The organism is Streptomyces sp. NPDC054932 (assembly GCF_053610205.1).
In genome coordinates this window covers 1-17709 of sequence record NZ_JBSGXU010000050.1, presented here as the reverse complement: position 1 = coordinate 17709, position 17709 = coordinate 1, and the positions used below count along the sequence as shown (strand labels likewise).

The 17709-nt window shown below is 71.5% G+C and carries 17 protein-coding genes; all 17 read left to right on the top strand.

Annotated features, from left to right (window positions below; genetic code table 11):
• The first annotated feature begins 10 nt into the window (after positions 1-10).
• The 17 genes from ACWGE1_RS16350 to ACWGE1_RS16270 all read left to right on the top strand — a co-directional run bounded on the left by ACWGE1_RS16350 (position 11) and on the right by ACWGE1_RS16270 (position 17570).
• A complete protein-coding gene (locus ACWGE1_RS16350) occupies positions 11-322 on the top strand; it encodes an STAS domain-containing protein (protein WP_453421174.1) in 312 nt (103 codons plus the stop codon).
• Positions 319-792, top strand: a complete 474-nt coding sequence (locus ACWGE1_RS16345) for an ATP-binding protein (protein WP_453421173.1) — start codon at positions 319-321, stop codon at positions 790-792. The genes ACWGE1_RS16350 and ACWGE1_RS16345 overlap by 4 nt, the downstream gene beginning before the upstream one ends.
• Positions 774-2033: a PP2C family protein-serine/threonine phosphatase gene (locus ACWGE1_RS16340; RefSeq protein WP_453421172.1), complete on the top strand. Its 1260-nt coding sequence runs from the start codon at positions 774-776 to the stop codon at positions 2031-2033. Before ACWGE1_RS16345 ends, ACWGE1_RS16340 begins: the two co-directional genes overlap by 19 nt.
• On the top strand, positions 2030-2773 hold the full coding sequence (locus ACWGE1_RS16335) for an AAA family ATPase (protein WP_453421171.1): 744 nt from the start codon (positions 2030-2032) through the stop codon (positions 2771-2773). The genes ACWGE1_RS16340 and ACWGE1_RS16335 overlap by 4 nt, the downstream gene beginning before the upstream one ends.
• 70 nt (positions 2774-2843) lie before the next feature.
• Positions 2844-3578 carry a type 1 glutamine amidotransferase domain-containing protein gene (locus ACWGE1_RS16330; RefSeq protein ID WP_453421170.1) on the top strand — a complete coding sequence of 245 codons (735 nt, stop codon included), beginning with the start codon at positions 2844-2846 and terminating at the stop codon, positions 3576-3578.
• Positions 3579-3608: 30 nt separating this feature from the next.
• A complete protein-coding gene (locus ACWGE1_RS16325; protein WP_453421169.1) occupies positions 3609-5093 on the top strand; it encodes an aldehyde dehydrogenase family protein in 1485 nt (494 codons plus the stop codon).
• Positions 5094-5136: 43 nt separating this feature from the next.
• Positions 5137-5751 carry an NADPH-dependent F420 reductase gene (locus tag ACWGE1_RS16320; RefSeq protein WP_453421168.1) on the top strand — a complete coding sequence of 205 codons (615 nt, stop codon included), beginning with the start codon at positions 5137-5139 and terminating at the stop codon, positions 5749-5751.
• Between the two features lie 2 nt (positions 5752-5753).
• Positions 5754-6260 (top strand): (2Fe-2S)-binding protein, encoded by a 507-nt coding sequence (locus ACWGE1_RS16315; protein ID WP_453421167.1) that lies wholly within the window; start codon positions 5754-5756, stop codon positions 6258-6260.
• A 5-nt stretch (positions 6261-6265) separates the two neighbouring features.
• On the top strand, positions 6266-8671 hold the full coding sequence (locus ACWGE1_RS16310; RefSeq protein WP_453421166.1) for a xanthine dehydrogenase family protein molybdopterin-binding subunit: 2406 nt from the start codon (positions 6266-6268) through the stop codon (positions 8669-8671).
• Entirely contained in the window at positions 8668-9498 is an 831-nt protein-coding gene (locus ACWGE1_RS16305) for an FAD binding domain-containing protein (protein ID WP_453421165.1), read from the top strand. The genes ACWGE1_RS16310 and ACWGE1_RS16305 overlap by 4 nt, the downstream gene beginning before the upstream one ends.
• Positions 9499-9553: 55 nt before the next feature.
• Positions 9554-10810, top strand: a complete 1257-nt coding sequence (locus ACWGE1_RS16300; RefSeq protein WP_453421164.1) for an MFS transporter — start codon at positions 9554-9556, stop codon at positions 10808-10810.
• On the top strand, positions 10807-12333 hold the full coding sequence (locus ACWGE1_RS16295) for an ATP-binding protein (protein ID WP_453421163.1): 1527 nt from the start codon (positions 10807-10809) through the stop codon (positions 12331-12333). The genes ACWGE1_RS16300 and ACWGE1_RS16295 overlap by 4 nt, the downstream gene beginning before the upstream one ends.
• A gap of 12 nt (positions 12334-12345) precedes the next feature.
• Positions 12346-12687: a nuclear transport factor 2 family protein gene (locus ACWGE1_RS16290; protein ID WP_453421162.1), complete on the top strand. Its 342-nt coding sequence runs from the start codon at positions 12346-12348 to the stop codon at positions 12685-12687.
• A 113-nt stretch (positions 12688-12800) separates the two neighbouring features.
• Positions 12801-13448 carry a TMEM175 family protein gene (locus ACWGE1_RS16285; RefSeq protein ID WP_453421161.1) on the top strand — a complete coding sequence of 216 codons (648 nt, stop codon included), beginning with the start codon at positions 12801-12803 and terminating at the stop codon, positions 13446-13448.
• Between the two features lie 72 nt (positions 13449-13520).
• On the top strand, positions 13521-14828 hold the full coding sequence (locus ACWGE1_RS16280) for an IS701 family transposase (protein WP_453421160.1): 1308 nt from the start codon (positions 13521-13523) through the stop codon (positions 14826-14828).
• Positions 14828-15982 carry an XdhC family protein gene (locus ACWGE1_RS16275; protein WP_453421159.1) on the top strand — a complete coding sequence of 385 codons (1155 nt, stop codon included), beginning with the start codon at positions 14828-14830 and terminating at the stop codon, positions 15980-15982. Before ACWGE1_RS16280 ends, ACWGE1_RS16275 begins: the two co-directional genes overlap by 1 nt.
• Before the next feature lie 145 nt (positions 15983-16127).
• Complete coding sequence (locus ACWGE1_RS16270) at positions 16128-17570, top strand: GuaB1 family IMP dehydrogenase-related protein (protein WP_453421158.1); 1443 nt, start codon at positions 16128-16130, stop codon at positions 17568-17570.
• Positions 17571-17709: the final 139 nt, after the last annotated feature.

Genomic DNA, 17709 nt, shown 5'->3' with positions numbered 1-17709 from the left:
GAGACCTGACATGCCGCTTTCCGTGTCCCTGAGCATCGAGGGCGACACCACCGTGATCGAACTGACGGGCGAGCTGGACGCCAAGACCGCGCCGGACTTCCACCGGACCATCGAAAAGGCAGCGGGCCACGGCACCCGCACCGTCGAGATCAGGATGGCCGGCGTCGGCTACATGGCGAGCGCCGGACTGCGCTCCCTGGTCTTCGCCCAGCAGAAGGTGGCGAACGACGTCACCATCAAGGTGGTCGGTGCCATCGAGCCCGTGTCCCGGACCATCCGGACCGCGGGACTCGACCGGAGCATCGTCCTCTCCGACGAGTGACCACCGTGACCGACATGGTCGAACTGGCGAGGAAGTCCCGCGTGCTGGAAGTGCCCGCAACGGTGGGGGCACTGGGCGACATCGCCGCGTTCGTCCTGCGGCTGGCCGGGGCGGCGGGCCTGGACAAGGGCGCCACCTACCGGCTCCGGCTGGCCGTGGACGAACTGGCCACGAACGTCGTGATGCACGGGTACCGGGGCGGCGACGGACGGATCACCGTCCGCGGCCGCTCCGGCCCGGGCGGGGTGCAGATCGTCATCGAGGACTCCGCACCCCCCTTCGACCCCGTCGCAGGCCGCCTGCCCCCCGCCCCCGGGGTCCCCCCGGAGAACCGCAGGATCGGCGGCCTCGGCATCCACCTGGCGCTGACCAGCGTGGACGGGTTCGGCTACGCGCACAGGGACGGCCTCAACATCAGCACGCTGACCGTGAAGGCTGAGGGGACGGACCGATGCCCTCCACGACCGTGATCATCCTCGACGCGTACCCGCCCCCGCCGGCCGAGCTGCTCGACGCGCTGCGGACGATGGACGCCGCGCTCGTCACCCGCACCCTGACCGAGCTGCAGGGCGGCCCGCTGGAACTGCTGCCCGTCGCGGACGTGCTGCTCGCCCCCGCCGAGTCCGACGGGGAGGCGGTACGGACGGCCGTGCGCCGGCTGCGCCGCTGGGCGGGGGCCCCCATCGTGGTCGTCTGGACCGTGACGGAGTTCGCCGCCCTGGAGGAGCACGTCCGGATCGGGCACGACTACCTCGTACCCCCCTTCCTGCCCGCCCTCGTCGGGGCCCGGCTGCACAGCTGCTCTGAGCGCGCCGGACTCGGCCGCACCTTGCGGGAGGCCGATGCCCGCGCCGAACTCATGGGTTACGAGAAGGAGCTGGAGATCGGCCGGGAGATCCAGGCGGGCTTCCTGCCCGAATCGATGCCCGTCCCCGACGGCTGGGAGATCGACGTGCGGTTCCGGCCCGCCCGGCAGGTCGCCGGGGACTTCTACGACGTCTTCGAGATCTCCCGCGGCCGACGGCTCGCCTTCGTCGTCGCCGACGTCTGCGACAAGGGGGTCGGAGCAGCGCTGTTCATGGCGCTCATCCGCTCCCTGCTGCGGCACACCGCGCAGAACAGCGGCCTGCAGCACCTGGTCGCCGCCGGCCGCGCCGGAGGCAGCCGGCGGATCCCGGTCGTCGGCGCCACCCCGCTGCTCAACGCGGTCACCGCCACCAACGGCTACCTCACCCGCAACCACCTGCGGCAGGGCTACTTCGCCACCCTGTTCTTCGGGGTGCTCGACCCGCTCACCGGCAGCCTCGTCTACATCAACGGCGGCCACAACCCGCCCCTGCTGCTGCCCGCCGACGGCAGCCCGCCCGTCGCACTCGACATCACCGGACCCGCCGTCGGCGTCCTGCCCGACTGCGTCTACACCCTCGGCTACGCCCAGCTCGACCCGGGCGACACCCTGTTCGTGTTCACCGACGGCGTCCCCGAGGCACGCTGCCCGAACGGCAGCTTCCTCGGCGACGACCGGATGCTGGAACTGCTCGCCGGTCCACCGGAGAGCGGCAAGGACGTGGTCGACCTGATGGACCTGGCGGTGCGCGAGCACACCGGCACCGCCGAACAGCACGACGACGTCACCATGCTGGCCCTGCACCGGCCACGTGCGGCGCGGGGGCCGCGCGCGGACGGCGCCGGCACCCGGTGGCCTAGATGACCCGGACCGTCGTCGTGCACTCGCACCGCGGTGGGACGGGCAAGTCCTCGGTACTGGCGAACCTCGCGCTGCTCATCGCGGCCGGGGGACGCCGGGTGGGGGTGGTCGACACCGATATCCAGTCACCCACCCTGGACCTGCTGTTCCGCCTGGGACCCGGCGCATCCCTGACCGACTACCTGCTCGGCCGCTGCGAGATCGAGGCCACCGCCCAACAGGCCGCCGTACCCGGGCTGTACGTCGTACCGGCGCGGACCGGGACGGCCGCCCTGCGCGAGATCATGGCGGGCGGCTACGACGTGGGACTGCTGCCGGAGGGCTTCGACCGGCTGGCCGCGCACTTCGCCCTGGACGTCCTGCTGCTCGACACCCACGCCGGGCTCAACAACGAGTCGGTGACCGCCATGGCGAGCGCCGACGTACTGATGATCATGGCCCGGGCCGACCGGATCGACCTCTCCGGGGTCGAGGAGACCATCGCCCTCGCCGGGCGCCTGACCTGCCGCCGGACCCTGGTTCTGAGCATGGCCCCCGAGGGCATCGACCGGGAAGCGGCCCGGCGGCGCTCCGAGGCGGTCTACGGGGCACCGCTGGCCGGAATCCTTCCGTACTCGCCGGAAATGGCGGCCCTGTACGGGGAACGCATATTTGCCGAAGCGCATCCCGACCACCCCCTGGTCGGTGAATTCCGCACCATCATCTCGGCGTTGGACGCACGTGACGAAGTATCGCGGGCCTGACGCCATCCCCCTTACGCCCCCTGCGGGTGGCGTGTTGAATCGGCAGCGAATCCAGAACAAGGAGAGAATCATGAAGATTCTCGTTGTCATGACGGCCAAAGCCACACTGCATCTGCTCGATGGTGAACAGCACCCCTCGGGATTCTGGGCCGAGGAATTCGTCGTGCCCTTCTCGCTCTTCAGGGCGGCCGGCCACGACGTGGACGTGGCGACGATCGGGGGCAGGGCGCCGACGGTCGACGCCACGAGCATCGACCCCCAGTTCCTCCAGTGGGTCCGACCCCAGGGCTCGCCCGACGAGGACGAGGCCAACGCCTCCGAATACGTCCGGGTCATCGGGAACACCCCCCAGCTGAGAGCCCCCCTCGCACTGGAGAACCTCACCGAGAAGGACATCGCGGACTACGACGGCGTGTACGTCAGCGGCGGCCACGGCGCCATCGGCGACCTCCCCAAGTCCGACGAACTCGCCCAGATCCTGCGCTGGGTCATCGCCCAGGACAAGCCGCTCGCCACCGTCTGCCACGGCCACACCTCGCTGCTCGCCCTGCGCGACGGCGAAGGCCGCTGGCCCTTCGAGGGCTACCGGATGACGGCCTTCTCGCACAGCGAGGAACTGGTCACCAACATGGCCGGCCGGCTCCCGCTGATCCTGGAGGTCGAACTGACCCGGCTCGGCGCCCGCTACGAGAAGGCCGAAGCGATCTGGGACTCGCACGTGGTCGTGGACCGCAGGCTGACGACCGGCCAGAACCCCTACTCCTCCAAGGCCCTCGCCGAGACCTTCTTGCGGCAGCTCCAGTAACCCCCCCGCACCCGAAACCGGAAGGCAGCCATGACCAAGCGTGAGCTGAGCGGCCAGCCCCTCGCCAACCCCGGGAAACTGTTCATCGGCGGCGCATGGGTTGCGGCCCGGGACGGCCGTACCGAACCGGACATCAGCCCCGTGGACGGGCAGGAGATCGTGCCGGTGGCCCAGGCCACCGCCGCCGACGCGGACGCGGCCGTCGCCGCCGCCCGCAAGGCGTACGAGGAAGGCCCCTGGAGCAGACTCTCCGCCCAGGAGCGCGCGCTGCGACTGAACCGGGTCGGCGTGCTCATCGAGCGCGACCTGGAGGAGATCGCCCTGCTGGAGACCGTGGACATGGGCAAGCCGTTCGCGTTCTCCAGCACGGTCGACGCCCCCATGGCCGCCCAGCTCATGCACTACTACGCCGGGGCCGTGACCCGCGTCGACGGCTCCTCGCGCGCCCCGGCCGGCGGCCAGCTCGCCTACACCCTGCGCGAACCGCTGGGCGTCGTCTGCGCCATCACCCCGTTCAACTTCCCGCTGCTGCTGTCGATGACGAAGATCGCACCGGCGCTCGCAGCGGGCAACACGGTCGTCCACAAGCCCTCCCCGGCCACCCCGCTGACCGCCCTGAAGATCGCCGAGCTCTTCCAGGAGGCGGAGATCCCCGACGGGGTGCTGAACGTCATCACCGGTCCCGGCGTGGAACTGGGCGAGACCCTCACCGGCCACCCCGACATCGACAAGATCGCCTTCACCGGATCCACCTCGGTCGGCCAGACGATCATCCGCAAGGCGGCCGGCACCCTGAAGAAGGTGACGATGGAGCTCGGCGGCAAGTCCGCCAACATCGTCTTCGCCGACGCCGACCTCGACGCCGCCGAGGAACTCGCCTTCTTCGGCATCTACTACAACAAGGGTGAGATCTGCACCGCCGGCTCCCGGCTGCTGCTGCAGCGCCCCGTCCACGACGAGATGGTCGAACGCCTGGTCCGCCGGGCCGCCGACCTCAAGCCCGGGGACCCGCGCGACCCGGCCACCCTCTTCGGACCGCTCGCCCACCGCGGACAGTTCGACAAGGTCAGCTCGTACATCGAGGTCGGCGAGAAGGAAGGCGCGATCCTGCGCACCGGCGGCAGCGGATGGACCCCAGAGGGCGCCTCCAGCCAGGGCCTGTACTTCCTGCCGACGATCTTCACCGGCGTCGACAACGGCATGCGGATCGCCCAGGAGGAGATCTTCGGCCCGGTCCTGTCGATCATCCCCTTCGACACCGAGGAGGACGCCGTGCGCATCGCCAACGACAGCGCGTACGGCCTCGCCGCCGGTGTCCACACCAAGGACCTGCGGCGGGCCCACCGGGTCGCCTCGCAGATCAAGGCCGGCACGGTCTGGGTCAATTGCTACAACCAGTACGACCCCGCCGTGCCCTACGGCGGCTACAAGGCCTCCGGCTACGGGCGCGAATGCGGCCCCGAGTCGCTGGAGAGCTACACCCAGACCAAGTCGGTCTGGATCGGCATGGACTGAGGCGACCACCGGGCCGACCGGGCCCCTTCCCCGAGGAGCGTCAATGCGGACAGGCATCATCGGCACCGGGCGCATCGGCTCGACCCTGGCCAGGATCCTCGTGGCGGCAGGCCATCGGGTCGTCCTCGCGAACGCCCGGGGCCCGCAGAGCCTCGGCCCGATCGTGGCCGGGCTGGGACCGGCGGCCTCGGCGGCGCACCCCGCCGAAGCCGCCGCCCGGGCCGAACTCCTGGTGCTGATGGTGCCCTTCGAGAGCGTCCGCGGACTGCTCCCGCCGCACGCCGTACAGGACAAGGTGCTCGTGGACGCCACGAACGCGTTCGGCGGCCCCGGCGCACCCGCCGACCTCGGCGGGCGGGGCTCCAGCGATCTGGTCGCCGAGTGGTATCCCGGCGCACAGGTCGTGAAATCCCTGAACACCATGCATTTCGAAACCCTCGCCGTCGCCGGCACTGCTCCCGGAGAGCGCCTGGCGCATTTCACCGCGGGGGACGACGCGAAAGCGAAGGAAATCGTCGCGGGAATCATCACGGATCTGGGATTCGTGCCCGTGGACACCGGCCCGTTGCACTCCGGAGGAATTCTCCAACAGCCCGGCGGGCCCCTCTTCAACCGGCCGCTCACGGAAGCGCAGGCGCTGGCATGGATATCACACTGAACGTGAACGGAAGACCCGAGCAATTCTCGGCGCAGCCGAACGAGCTGCTTGTGGAACGGCTCCGCGACGGCCTCGGGCTGACCGGCACCAAGATCGGCTGCGACACCGGCCAGTGCGGCTCCTGCGTCGTCCGGCTCGACGGAAGGTCCGTCAAGAGCTGCCTGGTCCTCACCGCCTCGGCCGCCGGCAGCGAGGTGGCCACGATCGAGGGCGAGACCACCCGCGGCGGTGAACTGTCCGGCCTCCAGGAGGCACTGCGCCAGGAACACGGCACCCAGTGCGGCTTCTGCACCCCCGGCATGGTCATGGCACTCGGCGAACTCGTCGACTCCACCGCGGGCGGCGAGGCACCCACCGAGCCCGAGATCCGCGAGTGGCTCACCGGCAACCTGTGCCGCTGCACCGGCTACCACAGCGTCGTACGGGGCGTGCAGCGCGCCTGCGCGACCGCCCGCGCCGAGGCGCCCGCGGCCGCCGCCGCATCCACCACCGCCGGACAGGAGGGGTGAGGGAGATGACCGCAGTGACGGGGGAGGCCCCCGCCGGGGCGAACGGTGTGCTCGGGCAGCCGCTGGACAGCCGTGAGGATCCGCAGCTGCTGCGCGGCGAGGCCACGTACGTGGCGGACATCGACCTGCCGGGCACCGCCCACATGGCCATCCTGGGCAGCCCGGTGGCGCACGCGAAGATCCTCTCCATCGGGACCAAGGCCGCCGAGCAACTGCCCGGCGTGCTCAAGGTGGCCACCGCCGCCGACTTCACGGACGTCATGCCGCTGCCCTGCATCTGGATCCCCGGCGGCGTGGAGAGCCACTTCCCGCCCCACCCCTACGGACTTCCGGGCGCCCGCCCGGTCCTCACCGGCGACACCGTCCGCCACGTCGGCGACCCCGTCGCCGTCGTCGTCGCCGAGACCCCGCGCCAGGCCGCCGCAGCCCTGGCCGCCATCGCCGTCGAGTACGAGCCGCTGCCCGTGGTCACCCGTGCCGACGAGGCGCTCGCCGAGGGGGCGCCGCAGCTGCACGAAGCCGTCCCGGGCAACCTGAATGCGTACTGGACCTGCGGCGACAAGGACCGTACCGACGCGGCCATCGCCGCGGCCGAGGTCACCGTCGAGCTCGACCTGGTCAACCAGCGCACCATCAACAGCCCCATCGAGCCGCGCGGCGCGGTCGGCGACTACAACGCCGCCACCGGCGAGTACACCCTCTACGCCTCCACCCAGGGCCCGCACAACCACCGCTTCCTGCTCTCCGCGCTGGTCCTCGGCATCCCCTTCAACAAGCTCCGGGTGATCGCCCCGACCGTCGGCGGCAGCTTCGGAACCAAGGGATACCTGTACCCCGACATGCCCCTGGTGCTGCTGCTCTCCAAGGCCCTCGGCCGTCCCGTGAAGTGGGTGGACACCCGCACCGGGCTGATGAACTCCACCGTCCAGGGCCGCGACCACCGCCAGCACGTCACCCTCGCCGGCACCCGCGACGGGCGCATCACCGCCGTGCGCTGCACCAGCTACGCCAACCTCGGCGCGTACCCGTCCACGATCGGCCCCGGTGTCGCCACCGCCCTGATGGGCCGCTCCATCAGCGGCATGTACGACATCGACGCCGCCTTCTGCGAGGTGTACGCCGCCTTCACCAACACCGTCTCCCTCGGTGCCCAGCGCGGCAGCGGACGCGCCGAGGCCGCGTTCCTCATGGAGCGCCTGGTCGACCGGTACGCCTCCGAGATCGGCATGGACCCGGCGGCGGTCCGCCGCAGGAACCTGGTGCCGAAGGAGAAGTTCCCGTACGACAACGGCCTCGGCTGGACCTACGACTCCGGGAACTACCGGCTCAACTTCGACCGGGCGATCGAGCTGTCGGGCTACGCCGACATGTCCGCCCGCAAGGCCGAGGCCCGCACCCGCGGCAAACGCCTGGGCGTCGGCCTCGCCACCTACGTCGCGATCTGCGGGGTCGGCCCCTCCACCCGGATGTCCCAGGAGGGCATGCTCGGCGGGACCTGGGAGAGCGCCAACATCCGCGTCCACCCGACCGGCGAGGTCACCGTCACCGTGGGCTCCGCCTCCACCGGCCAGAGCCACGGCACCGTCTTCGCCCAGGTCGCCGCCGACGAGCTCGGCATCGACCCGGACACCGTCCAGGTCCTGGAGGGCGACACGCAGAAGGCTCCGTACGGACAGGGCACCTACGGCTCCCGCTCCTACAGCATGGCCGCGCCCGCCGTCGCCCTCACCGCCCGGAAGATCAAGAGCAAACTGATCCGGGCCGGCGCCGTCTTCCTGGGGATCCCCGAGGACAGGGTCGTCTACGAGGGCGGTCGGGTCCACGAAGAGGGCAACGAGGAGAACGGCAGGACCTTCGCCGAGCTTGCCATGTCCATGTGGTACGGCTGGGGGCTGCCCGCGGAGATCGAGCCGGCCCTCGACGAGACCACCCACTTCGACCCGCCGGACTTCAACTACCCCTTCGGGACGCACGTCGCGGTCGTCGAGATCGACGAACTCACCGGCGAGACCGAGGTGGTGTCCTACACCGCCGTCGACGACGCCGGCCACATCGGCAACCCCAAGATCGTCCTCGGCCAGATCGAGGGCAGCATCACCCACGGCCTCGGCCAGGCCCTCATGGAGGCCGCCGTCTACGACGAACAGGGCCTGCTCATCAGCTCCGACCTGACCACGTACGCCCTGCCGCGCGCCGCCGACGTGCCGTTCTTCACGCTCGACAAGACCGTCACGCCCAGCCCGCACAACCCGCTCGGCGCCAAGGGCGCCGGCGAGATCGCCACCGTCCCGCCCGCCGCGGCCGTCGTCAACGCCGTCGTCGACGCCCTCTGCGACCTGGGCGTCCAGCACATCGACATGCCCCTCACCCCCGAGAAGGTCTGGCGCCGCCTGAGAGGAGAAGCCCGGTGATCCTCACCGATCTCGACTACGTCCGGCCCGTCGGCCTCGACGAGGCGCTGGCCCTGCTGGCCGGGACGCGCGGCGCCCGGATCCTGGCCGGCGGCCAGAGCCTGCTGCCCGACCTGCGCACGGGAGCCGACCGGGCCCGGCTGCTGGTCGACATCCGGCGGCTGGCGGAACTGCGCGGCACCGTGCGCACGCCCGACGGCGCCCGGCTGCGGATCGGGGCCCTCACCACGCTCGCCGAGCTCGCCACCGACCCGCTGGTGCTCGCCGGGGCACCGGAACTCGCCGCCGCGGCCCGCGCCAACGGCGACCCCCAGGTCCGCAACCTCGGCACCGTCGGCGGCAACCTCGCCGCCGCCGGGCGGGCCACCGACCTGCCGGTCGCCGCCATGGCCGCCGACGCCGTGGTCGAGCTGGCCGGCCCCGGCGGGCGGTCCACCGCGACGGCCGAGGAGCTGGCGGCCGGCGCCGCCCCCGCCGGTACGGTCCTCACCGCACTGCTGGTACCGGCCGCAGGCCCGGCGGCGGCCTTCGAGAAGACCGCCGACCGCGCCACCCGCTACCCGGTGTGCGCCGCCGCCGTACGGATCACCCCCGACGGGCCGCGCATCGCCGTCACCGGGGCCACCTCCCGCGCGCTGCGGCTGCGCGGGGTCGAGGACCGCCTGCGCGGCGGCCCGTACAGCACCGAGGCCGTGCTCGCCGCCTTCCGCGCCGAACCCAGGGAGCTCTTCGTCCCCGGACGCGGCACCTCGGCCGAGTACCTCGGTCACCTCGCGGGCGTACTCACGGCCCGAGCCTTGCAGAGGGCGGAGCAGGCTGCCGCCTGATCCGCCCACCACGGGGCCCACCAAGGGCCCCATCACGGGGGAGTTGAGTGCGCAAGTGGCCGAAACATCCGAGACGACCACGGGGGCGACCGTGCACCCGGCCGCCCACCCGGCCAGTGCGCCCAGAGGCTCCGGCTTCTGGGTGGTGGGCGCGGTCCTCGTCCTGCTGATGCTCTCTTCCTCCGTGCCCTCCGCCCTCTACGTGCTCTACCAGCAGAGGTGGGGGCTGTCCTCCGGCACGATCACGGTGGTGTTCGCCCTGTACGCCGTCACCGTGCTGGCCGGGCTCCTGCTGTTCGGCTCCCTCTCCGACACCCTGGGCCGGCGCCCCGTCCTCGGCGGCGCGCTGATCCTGGCGATGGTCTCGATGGCACTCTTCGCCGGGGCCCAGGGGCTCGGGCTGCTGCTCGCCGCCCGCGCCGTCCAGGGGCTGGCCGTGGGCCTGGCCACCGGGGCGATGGGCGCGGCCCTGCTGGAACTCAGCCCCGCATCGAGACCCGCGCTCGGCGCCCAGGTCAACAGCGCGGGCCCCACCGTCGGCATCGGGCTCGGCGGGATCGGGGCCGGACTCCTCGTCCAGTTCGCGCCCGCGCCGACCGTGCTGAGCTACCTGCTGCTGGTCGGGGCCTTCGCCGTGACCCTGGTGGGAGTGATCCGGATGCGGGAGAGCGCCCCGGGCGCGGGCGGCCGCCTGCGGGTGGTCCCGCACCGGATCCACGTACCGGCGGGCGCCCGGGGCCGCTTCGCCGTCCTGGTCCTGACCATCGTCGCCGTCTGGTCGGTGGGCGGCTTCTACCTCTCGCTGGGCCCGCACCTCGCGCTGTCGCTGCTGGAGTCCACCAACTACCTGGCCGGCGGGGCCACGGTCGCCCTGCTCGCGGGCGCCGCCACCGTCGCCCAGCTGATGCTCGGGCGCACCGAGGCGCTGCGCACCGCCGTCCTCGGTCTCCTCGGGCTCCTCGCCGGCCTCGGTCTGGTGCTGCTCGCTCTGGGTCTCGGCTCGGCCACCGTGTTCCTGGTGGCGACGGCCGTCCTGGGGAGCGGCTGGGGAGCGGCCTTCCTCGGTTCCTTCCGCGCGCTGAGCATGCTCGCGCAGCCGGCGCACCGCGGTGAACTGACCGCCGCCGTATACGTTTTCGCGTACCTCGCGATGAGCGTGCCGGCGGTCCTCGCCGGGCTGCTCGCCAACATCCACGGGCTGCACCGCACCTCGGTCGGCTTCATGGCCGCGGTGGCCGGGGTGTGCGCACTGGCCCTGCTGGCCACCCTGCGACTGGCCGCCCGTACCCGGGCCGAGGGGAGCGCGGCGTGAACACGGCGGACACGAAGGACCCGGAGCTGCGCCCGGCCCTGCGCGGGCTGGAGATCTTCGCCGGGATCACCGGGGAGCAGCTGGACTGGCTGGTCTCGGTGTCGGAGCCGCGGGTCCTCGCAGACGGCGACGTCCTCTTCCGGGACGGCGAGGAGGCCACCGCCTTCCACGTCCTGCTCTCCGGCGGGCTGGTCGTCACCAAGGTCGTCGACGGCCGCGAGGAGGTGCTCACCCGGCACTCCACCGAGGAGGAGAGCGCCGCAGCCGAGGACCACGACGGCAAGCCGTCCGCCGCCCACCGGTTCACCGGCGAACTGCCCCTGCTGACCGACGGCTCCTACGTGGCCACCGCGGCCGCCAGCGGCCCCTCGACCACCGTCGTGGCCTACCCGAAGCAGGTCTTCTTCGAGATGCTGACCCGCTGCCACGGAGTGGCCGCCGTACTGATCCCCGTGCTGGCCTGGCGCATCAAGTCCTCCGAGGTGCAGGCCCGCAAACGGGCCACCGTGGAGGCGCTCGGCACCCTGGCCGCCGGGCTCGCCCACGAGCTGAACAATCCGGCGGCGGCCGTGGCCCGGGCCGCGCAGGAGCTGGCTCCCGCCCTGGAGCGGCTCACCCGTACCGCCCAGGCATGGGGGGCGGCCGCCTCGGACGCGGAGCGCTCGGTCCTCGACCGGTTCGCCGGGGAACTGGACGCGCTGCCGCCGCCGGTGACCACCGACCCGTTCGCCCAGGCCGACGCCGAGGAGGAGATCGCCGACTGGGCGGAGGGAACGGGCACCGAACGGCCCGGACTGCTCGCCTCCGGGGTCGCGGACCTCGGACTGGACCTGGGCCGGCTGCTGGAGGGGCTGGAGGGCGTGGGCGAGCCGGCCCGCGCCCGTGCCCTGGACCACCTTGCGGCGCTGCTGGAGATCCGCTCGCTCGCCGCGGAGCTCCGGGCCGCCGGCCCCAGGATCTCCCAACTCGTTTCCGCCACCCGGGATTACGCCAACCTCGACCGGGCGCCCGAACAGCGCTTCGCGGTGACCGAGGGACTGGAGAACACGCTGGTCGTCCTGCGTGCCAAGCTCGCCGGCATCAGCATCGTGCGTGAGTACGAGCCCGGACTGTCCGAACTGACGGGCTACCCGAGCGAGTTGAATCAGGTGTGGACCAACCTGGTCGACAACGCGGCCGAGGCCATGGAAGGCGCCGGCGTACTGACCCTGCGCGCCCGCGCCGAAGGCGTCTGCCTGGTCGTGGAGGTCGCCGACACCGGCCGCGGCATCCCGGCGGAATCCCTGCCGCGGATCTTCGAACCCTTCTACACCACCAAGGACGTGGGCAAGGGCACGGGCCTGGGGCTGCATCTGAGCTACCGCATCGTGACCCAGCGCCACCACGGGTCGATCACCGCCCGCTCGCGTCCCGGTGAGACCCGGATGGTCGTCCGGCTGCCCTTCGCCGGAAGCGCCCAGTCCTGCGCCCCACCTGCGACAACCCCTGTCACGGCACCCGTCGTGGGCACCTCTCCCGGTTGAAACGGAGTCGACATGACCAAGTACGACATCTCCACCCTGCACCCGGTGTTCGTCCGCCAGATGGAGGCGCTGGCCGCCCTGGACATCGAGGCGGTGATGAAGAACTACACCGACGACGCGGTGCTGCTGCGCTTCGAGGGCGTGTCGGTGGGGATCGACGCAGTTCGCGAGACGTTCACCGGCTATCTCACCGTGAAGCCCACGCTCGTGGAGCTCCAGGAGTACATCGAGACCGAAGACACCATCTTCTACCGGGCGATCATGAATCTGAACGGTGAACCGGAGCACGCGTTCGGGACGCTCGTCGTCCGCGATGGCCGAATCTGGCGCCAGACAGCCGGATTCGGCGGCTGACGGCCGAAATCTGGGTAGCGTGTGCGGGGAGGGCGCCAGGACGCCCTCCCCGTATGTGTGGCACCGCGGGTGCGCGCGAGCCGCTCAATGCAAGAAACGGCAAAGGGGAGGCAATGGAAAGCGAAACCGGGCGGATCGAGGCATTCAGTGACGGGGTATTCGCTGTCATCATCACGATCCTCGTTCTGGAATTAAAGGTTCCGGAAGAAACCGGGTCGGACTTCTGGCACGGAGTCCGGGAACAATGGCCCCATTACGCCGCCTACGTCGTGAGTTTCCTCATCATCGGTGTGATGTGGGTGAACCACCACACCATCTTCAGTCACCTCAAGAGGGTCGACCGCCCCTTGTTGTTCCTGAATCTCCTGGTGCTGATGGTGGTATCGGTGGTCCCCTACACCACCAATGTCCTCGCCGAACACCTCGTCGAGGAAGGAGGCTCCGCCAACGCGGCCGCGGTCCTCTACAGCGGGGTCACCGTGGCCTACGCCATGGCCTTCCTGGCCTTCTGGTGGTACGTCACCCGGGTCGGCCACCTCTTCCACGAGCAGGTGGACAAGGAGGGTGCACGAGCCACCCGCGTGCGTTTCGGCCTCGGTGCCATCGCGTACCCCCTCACCGTCCTGCTGGCCTTCTACTCCGCACCGCTCACACTTGTCGCCCACTTCCTGATTGCGATCTACTATGCGGCGAACCAGATCCCCATCCCCCTCGTGGTAGAGGAAGAGCGGCTCGAATCTGCCAGCGACCTCAGGAAGTAGCCGCCGGGGCCTACGGCCGTTCTCCACGGTCAAGTAGGGTATTGGATCTAGCTGGTCGCGGGGGAGGCCCAGATGGCTCGCGCAGTCCTGCCGGAGGATTCCACGAGGGAAATCTCCGAATTGATCGACGTCCTGATCTCTCTGCTCTTCGAGTCCTTACCCCGGCGGGACCAGCGAAACTGGGCCCGCGTTTATCTGAACGGTCTGGTGCGGACCGCCGGGAAGAAAACAATTCGTAACATCGCCGGAACAGGGGCCAGTTCCGTCGAGCAGAGCCTCCAGCAGTTCATCAGCAAGTCCCCCTGGGACTGGACCCCGGTCCGCCGCTCCCTCGCCCAGCACCTCGAACGCACCGCACAGCGCCCCCTGGCCTGGGTGCTCCAGCCCATGGTCATCGAGAAGGCCGGAGACCGCTCCGTCGGCGTCGGCCGGCAGTTCGTCCCCCAGCTCGGCCGCACCGCCAACTGCCAGCAGGCGAGCGGGATCTGGCTCGCCTCCAGCGAAGCCAGCTTCCCGGTCGAATGGACCCTCACCCTCCCCGGGCCCTGGACCAGCGAACTCCTGCGCCGCCGCCGGGCCGGCATCCCCGACACCGCACGCTCCCTCACCCCCGCCCAGGACGCCGTACACGCCGTCCAGCGGATGGCCGCCACCTGGCAACTCCAGCGTCGGCCCGTGGTGATGGAGGTCGCCAACTGCGATCTCCCGCAGAGCATCGAGTCCTTCACCCTCCAGGACATCCCCTTCGTCTTCAAGGTCGACGGTTCGCTGCCCGTCTCCTTCGGTGGTGCCGGCCGCCACAAACCCGGGCCGCACACCGCCCCCGCCCGCGAACTCATCGACTCCCTGCGCTCCCAGCGCCGCGTCGTCGAGTGGACCCGGCACGGCCGCGGCGAGGGCGCGGTCACCCTGCTGACCTCGGCCTCGATCCTCGCCACCCCCTGCGAGGACCGTCCCGCGCCCGCGCCGCCCACCCCGCTGCTGCTGGTCGGGGCCTGGACCGAAGCCGCCCTGCTGCCCTCCGAGTTCTGGATCACCAACATCGGGGACCGGCCGCTCGCCCAGCTCTTCCTGCTCGCCAAACTCACCGACCGTGTCTCCCTCGACTTCACCGAGACCTGCGAACCCGTGGGCATCCGGGACTTCGAGGGCCGCTCCTTCCGCGGCTGGCACCACCACGCCACCCTCGCCAGCGTGGCCCACGCCGCCAAACTGCTCGGCGCCCGCCCGCGGCTGCCCGACGGATACCCCGGACCCACCCGGTCGGCCGCCGCGACGGCCCGACCCCCCGCAGCCCGCCCGGCGACCCCCGACGTGCTGCCTGCGCACCCGCACCCGCACCTGCCCGGACCGGGCGTGCGCCGCGAGTACATCCGCTGATGCTCGACATAGCCGACGAGCTACGCGCGTGGTGCGCCGCACGGCGCGAGTTCGCCCTGGCCACCGTCGTCGCGGTCAGTGGGAGCGCTCCCCGCGGCCCGGGCGCCTCCCTCGCCGTCGACGACCGGGGCACCGCGCTCGGCTCCGTCTCCGGAGGCTGCGTGGAATCCGCCGTGCACGAACTGTGCCTCGACGCCATCGCCTCCGGCGAAGGCGGCCTGCACCGCTTCGGCTACAGCGACGACGACGCCTTCGCCGTCGGCCTGACCTGCGGCGGAGTCCTCGAAGTCCTGGTCACCCCGGTGCGCGGGCCCGACCCGGTCCGGCCCGTGCTCGGCTCGGTGCTCGACGCCGCGGCCCGCGGGACCCGGGCCGCGCTCGCCCGGGTGGTCTCCGGCCCCGCACAGCAGCTGGGCCGGGCACTGGCCGTCCACGCCGACGGCTCCTACGAGGGCGGGCTCGCCGGCGGCCCCGACCTGGACCGGGCCGCCGCCCGGCAGGTACGGGCCCTGCTGCTGGCCGGGCGCACCGGCACCGCAGAGCTCGGCACCGCCGGCGGGCTCTGCGGGCAGCCGCTGACCCTGCTCGTCGAATCGGCCGCCGAGCCGCCCCGGCTGCTCGTCTACGGCGCCATCGACTTCGCCGCCGCCCTCGCACGGATCGGAGCCTTCCTCGGCCACCGGGTCACCGTGTGCGACGCCCGGCCCGTCTTCGCGACCCCGGCCCGCTTCCCCGGGGCCGACGAGGTGATCGTCGACTGGCCGCACCGGCACCTGGCCGCGGAATGGGCCGCGGGCCGCCTGGACTCCCGTACCGCCGTCTGCGTCCTCACCCACGACGTCAAATTCGACATACCGCTGCTCGAGCTGGCCCTGCGGCTGCCCCTGGGCTACGTGGGGGCCATGGGATCGCGACGCACCCACGCCGCACGCGAGAGACGGCTGAGGGAGCAGGGCGTCACGGACGCCGCCCTGGCCCGGCTGCGCTCACCCATCGGCCTCGACCTCGGCGGCGCCACCCCGGAGGAGACGGCCCTGGCCATCGCCGCCGAGCTCACGGCGGTCCGGCACGGCGGATCGGTGCTCCCGCTGGCCCGCCGCCGCCGCGGCCCGGTCCACCGCCGGACACGGCCGCCCGAGACCAAGGTCCCGTAGGAAACGACCACCCGGCCCGGTATGTCCTGGACGATCAGCCCGGACGGCGTGAACGCCAGGTCGTGGGAGAATGAAGTACGTGCGTTTCCTCGGCTGTCCTGCCGGGGCGTAGACGGATCCTTCGATCGACTGGGATGTTCAGCACGTGCGTTTCCTCAATGACCTGAAGCCGCCGTACGACCTGACGTACGACGATGTGTTCATGGTGCCGAGCCGCTCCGCGGTCGGTTCCCGTCAGGGTGTCGACCTGTCCTCGCCCGACGGCACCGGCACCACCATTCCTCTCGTCGTGGCCAACATGACCGCCATCGCGGGCCGCCGCATGGCCGAGACCGTCGCCCGCCGCGGCGGCATCGTCGTCATCCCGCAGGACATCCCGATCGACGTCGTCACCGACGTCATCTCCTGGGTGAAGACCCGCCACCTCGTGCTCGACACCCCGATCACGCTGGCGCCCGGCCAGACGGTCGCGGACGCCCTGTCCCTGCTGCCCAAGCGCGCCCACGGCGCCGGTGTCGTCGTCGACGCCGAGGGCCGCCCGATCGGCGTCGTCACCGACCACGACCTGACCGGTGTCGACCGCTTCACCCAGCTCTCCGAGGTCATGTCGAAGGAGCTGCTGCTCATCGACGCCGACATGGACCCCCGCGAGGCCTTCAACCAGCTCGACGCCGGCCACCGCAAGCTGGCCCCGGCCGTCGACAAGGACGGCAGGCTCGTCGGCATCCTCACCCGCAAGGGCGCGCTGCGCGCGACGCTCTACACCCCGGCCACCGACGCGGACGGCAAGCTGCGCATCGCGGCCGCCGTCGGCATCAACGGCGACTTCGTGGCCAAGGCCAAGCAGCTGCTCGACGCGGGCGTGGACACGCTCGTCATCGACACGGCGCACGGCCACCAGGAGTCGATGATCAACGCGATCAAGGCCATCCGCGCCCTGGACCCGCAGGTCCCGATCGTCGCGGGCAACATCGTCGCCGCCGAGGGCGTCAAGGACCTCATCGACGCCGGCGCGGACATCATCAAGGTCGGTGTGGGCCCCGGCGCCATGTGCACCACCCGCATGATGACCGGTGTGGGCCGCCCGCAGTTCTCCGCGGTGCTGGAGTGCGCGGCCGAGGCGAAGAAGTACGGCAAGCACGTGTGGGCCGACGGCGGCGTCCGTCACCCGCGCGACGTGGCGATGGCGCTGGCCGCCGGCGCGTCCAACGTCATGATCGGTTCCTGGTTCGCCGGTACGTACGAGTCCCCGGGCGACCTCCAGCAGTCCGCCGACGGCCGCCTGTACAAGGAGTCCTTCGGCATGGCCTCCGCCCGCGCGGTGCAGAACCGCACGAGCGAGGAGTCGGCCTACGACCGTGCCCGCAAGGGCCTGTTCGAGGAGGGCATCTCCACCTCGCGCATGTTCCTCGACCCGGCCCGCCCGGGCGTCGAGGACCTGATCGACTCGATCATCGCGGGCGTCCGCTCCTCGTGCACCTACGCCGGTGCCGGCTCCCTCGCGGAGTTCGAGGAGAAGGCCGTGGTCGGCATCCAGTCCGCCGCCGGCTACGCCGAGGGCAAGCCGCTGCACGCCAGCTGGAGCTAGGTCGTGTCCGCAAAGTCCCGTCTGCTCGGCGGGGCCTGGTGCGCACGCCTGCCGCGTTGTCGTCGGTCGTCGATGCTCCGCATCGACTCCCTCCTCCGCCTTGCAATCGCACGCACCAGGCCCCGCCGAGCCCGCCCTC